At 59.1% G+C, this 3,743-nt stretch carries 6 protein-coding genes; 4 read left to right on the forward strand and 2 right to left on the reverse strand.

Annotation, left to right across the window (positions count from 1 at the left end):
- Positions 1-266: Rrf2 family transcriptional regulator (locus A3722_RS02415; protein WP_150120406.1), on the reverse strand; the 266-nt coding region annotated here is incomplete at its 3' end.
- Positions 267-438: 172 nt separating this feature from the next.
- On the opposite strand from A3722_RS02415, the gene A3722_RS02420 reads away from it, so the two are divergent.
- The 4 genes from A3722_RS02420 (at position 439) to A3722_RS02435 (ending at position 3,220) form a co-directional block, all read left to right on the forward strand.
- Positions 439-1,092 (forward strand): alpha/beta hydrolase, encoded by a 654-nt coding sequence (locus A3722_RS02420; protein WP_067626833.1) that lies wholly within the window; start codon positions 439-441, stop codon positions 1,090-1,092.
- On the forward strand, positions 1,092-1,328 hold the full coding sequence (locus A3722_RS02425; protein ID WP_067626835.1) for a hypothetical protein: 237 nt from the start codon (positions 1,092-1,094) through the stop codon (positions 1,326-1,328). The genes A3722_RS02420 and A3722_RS02425 overlap by 1 nt, the downstream gene beginning before the upstream one ends.
- Positions 1,325-1,909, forward strand: coding sequence for an HD domain-containing protein (locus A3722_RS02430; RefSeq protein ID WP_067626837.1), 585 nt, complete (start codon positions 1,325-1,327; stop codon positions 1,907-1,909). The genes A3722_RS02425 and A3722_RS02430 overlap by 4 nt, the downstream gene beginning before the upstream one ends.
- Positions 1,910-2,005: 96 nt before the next feature.
- A complete protein-coding gene (locus A3722_RS02435; RefSeq protein ID WP_067626839.1) occupies positions 2,006-3,220 on the forward strand; it encodes an NADP-dependent isocitrate dehydrogenase in 1,215 nt (404 codons plus the stop codon).
- Positions 3,221-3,512: 292 nt separating this feature from the next.
- Here the strand turns inward: A3722_RS02435 and A3722_RS02440 are convergent.
- A partial coding sequence (locus A3722_RS02440) for a DUF6356 family protein (protein ID WP_443068606.1) occupies positions 3,513-3,743 on the reverse strand: 231 nt, incomplete at its 5' end.

A 3,743-nucleotide genomic window follows, 5' to 3' on the forward strand; every position in this document is an offset into this window, starting at 1 on the left:
GCATCCACCGTCTCATCCACCGCGGCAAGCACATCGACCACGCGAATATCCGTAGCCGGACGCCCCAAACGGTAGCCCCCGCCCGGCCCCCGGACAGAGGTTACCAGCTCGGCCCGCCGCAGCTTGACGAACAACTGTTCGAGATAGGGCAAAGACACCGACTGTCGCTCGGCAATGTCACCCAGTGACACCAGCGTCCCCGCAGGCTGCAGGGCAATATCGGCCAAAGCGACCATCGCGTAGCGCCCTTTGGTGGATAGCTTCATCGTCTTACCCTCACTCGCCGTGCCATTTGATTGACGTGGGCGGCTTAAATGCCTAAGTCCAAAGACTGATCCACGCGAGACTGCGCGGAACCAGATTAGAACCGTTCTAAGGTGGCCTAGCGAATTCGTCAACTATTCGCGGCGATCTTTGAACCCCCAGACAGGGACACCCATGCCCGAGGTTATTTTTCCCGGACCCGAAGGCCGCCTTGAAGGCCGCTACCACCCCCAAAAAGAACGTGACGCCCCGATTGCCATCGTGCTGCATCCGCATCCACAGTTCGGCGGCACGATGAATCACAAGGTCGTCTATAACCTGCACTATGCGTTCTACAACATGGGTTTCACCGTGTTGCGCTTTAACTTCCGCGGCGTGGGCCGCAGCCAGGGTGAATACGACCAAGGCATCGGCGAATTGTCCGACGCGGCCTCGGCGCTTGATTACCTGCAATCGATGAACAACAACTCCAAACATTGCTGGGTTGCGGGTTTCTCGTTTGGTGCGTGGATCGGCATGCAACTGCTGATGCGCCGGCCAGAGATCACCGGCTTCATCTCGGTCTCGCCGCCCGCGAATATGTATGACTTTTCGTTTCTCGCGCCCTGCCCGGCCTCTGGTCTGGTCATCAACGGCACCGCCGACCGCGTGGCACCCCCTGCTGACACGACCAATCTGGTCAACAAGCTGCATGAGCAAAAAGGCATCACGATCACCCATCAGGAGATCGAAGGCGCCGGGCACTTCTTTGAAGAGCCGCATATGGACACGCTGATCACCTCGACCAGCGACTATGTGAAACGCCGCCTGACGGAATCCACCCGCTAATGGCGGACGCGGTCGTCCTCCAACTGGCCAACAAGCTTGCCGAGGAATGTCTCGCCGTGCAGGCCGAGACCGGTGAGGAGCGGCTGTTTATCGAAGTTGGCGAGGTGCTTGGCGCCTCGTCACAAACACTTGAAGAAGCCTTTTTGACGGCCATCCGTACGCGGATGGCCAATGACAAGGCGCGCGGTTTTCTCGCCCGCAAACTCCGCGAGCATCGTGGCAAGGCAGGGGCATGACCGAACGGCTCGACCAGCAGATCGCCTTTCTGAACGAGGCCGATAAGCTCAAGACCATCCTGCGCGGCACCACCCTGTGCGATGCTAGCCGGGCGGAGAATTCTGCCGAACATTCATGGCACCTGACTCTCTACGCGCTGGTGCTGGCCGATCAGGCCGGTCCAGAGGTGGACATCAACCGCGTCATCAAGATGCTGATCCTGCACGATCTTGTTGAGATCGACGCGGGCGACAATCCGATCTTCGGCGACTATGACGCCGCTGAAATGGAAGCCCAGGAACAAATCGCCGCCGACCGCATCTTTGGCCTGCTGCCCGCCGATCTGCGGGTCGCATTGCGCAGCATCTGGGAAGAGTTCGAAGCCGCCGAGAGCCCTTCGGCCCGCTTTGCCAAATCGCTCGACCGGTTCCAGCCCCCGATGCAAAACCTCGCCTCGGGCGGGGGCAGCTGGACCGATTACAATGTGTCGGAAGCGCAAATCGAAGAGAAGGTTGGCCGTAAAATCGCCATCGGCGCCCCCGCGCTTTGGTCCTACGCCCGAGCCCGTATCAGCAGCTTTTTCGCCGGGGTCGGCGCCTGATCGCGAGCTTCGGCATACCATGGTATACGATCTTTCTCTTTGGCCCCCGATAGGCTAAAGCACGGATAAATACATCCTCAACCAAAGGAATTCGTCATGTCGAAGATTAAGGTAGAAAACCCCATCGTCGAACTCGACGGCGATGAGATGACCCGGATCATCTGGGATTTCATTAAGAAAAAGCTGATTACCCCCTATCTTGACGTTGACCTGAAGTATTACGACCTTGGCATGGAAGTGCGGGACGAGACCGACGACCAGATCACCGTCGACGCGGCCCATGCGATCCGCGAGCATGGCGTCGGCGTGAAATGCGCCACCATCACCCCAGATGAGGCGCGGGTTGAGGAATTTGGCCTCAAACGCATGTACCGCAGCCCCAATGGCACGATCCGCAATATTCTGGGCGGCGTGATCTTCCGCGAGCCGATCATCTGCCGCAACGTGCCGCGCCTTGTACCAGGTTGGACCCAGCCGATCGTCGTGGGTCGCCATGCCTTTGGCGACCAGTACCGCGCCACTGATTTCCGTTTTCCCGGAAAGGGCAAGCTGACGATCAAGTTCGTCGGTGACGATGGGGAGACCATTGAGAAGGAAGTCTTCGACGCGCCGTCCGCCGGTGTCACCATGGCGATGTACAACCTCAACGATTCGATTCGTGACTTTGCGCGCGCTTCTTTCAACTACGGTCTGAACCGCGGCTGGCCGGTGTATCTGTCGACCAAAAACACAATCCTCAAAGCCTATGACGGACGCTTCAAGGACCTGTTCCAAGAGATTTTCGACGAAGAGTTCGCCGAGGACTTCAAGAAAAAGAACATCTGGTACGAACACCGCCTGATCGACGACATGGTCGCCTCGGCGATGAAATGGTCGGGCGGCTATGTCTGGGCCTGCAAGAACTACGACGGCGATGTGCAATCCGACACCGTGGCGCAGGGCTTTGGCTCGCTCGGGCTGATGACCTCTCAGTTGATGACCCCGGATGGCAAAATCGTGGAGGCCGAAGCCGCGCATGGCACCGTGACGCGCCACTACCGTCAGCACCAGAAGGGCGAAGAGACTTCGACCAACTCTATCGCCTCGATCTACGCGTGGACGGGCGGATTGAAGCACCGCGGCAAGCTGGACGATAACACGGCGCTGATCAATTTCGCCGAGACACTTGAGAAGGTTGTCGTCGATACGGTGGAATCGGGTTTCATGACCAAAGACCTTGCGCTGCTGGTGGGGCCGGATCAGGGCTGGCTAACGACCATGGGCTTCTTGGAGAAGGTAGACGAGAACCTGAACAAGGCGTTGGCTGGCTGAGTTAACTGGATTTGCGCCGAATGCGACGGGCCGCAGCGATGCGGCCCTTTTCTATTTTTTCCGATTGCGCTTGCCACCCCGGCCCGGAATCAAGCCGCATGCGCCGCGCCATCGCCTGCCCGCCCGTCACGCCGGAGGCCTGCCGCTATATATGGGCGCACTTTGATGCGACCGGAAAGGCAATTTCGCAAGGCTGGGTGTGACCTCGAGGAAGCACATCACGACTGAGCCATAAAGTGGCACGAGGCACCATCTGATCGCCGACCCGCGGGCAGACGCTGGCTCTCAGCCCCTACTGCCCCCGGTTGTGCGTCCGGGCATAAAGCTTGGCGATAATCCCGCTCGCTGTCTTCTCGAACAGGCAGGGGATCAGCGCATGCACCAGCGCCGCCCCCGCCGCCGCGAACAGCAGGCCTGAGAACCTCAGCGCGAAGGCCATATGCTCAAAAAACGTCTCCTCCACCTTTGCGGGGTGGTCGAGAAAAATGCGTGCGATCATGGGAATCTCCTGTCTTTGCCTTTT

The organism is Sulfitobacter sp. HI0027, assembly GCF_001634775.1.
Taxonomy (GTDB): domain Bacteria; phylum Pseudomonadota; class Alphaproteobacteria; order Rhodobacterales; family Rhodobacteraceae; genus Sulfitobacter.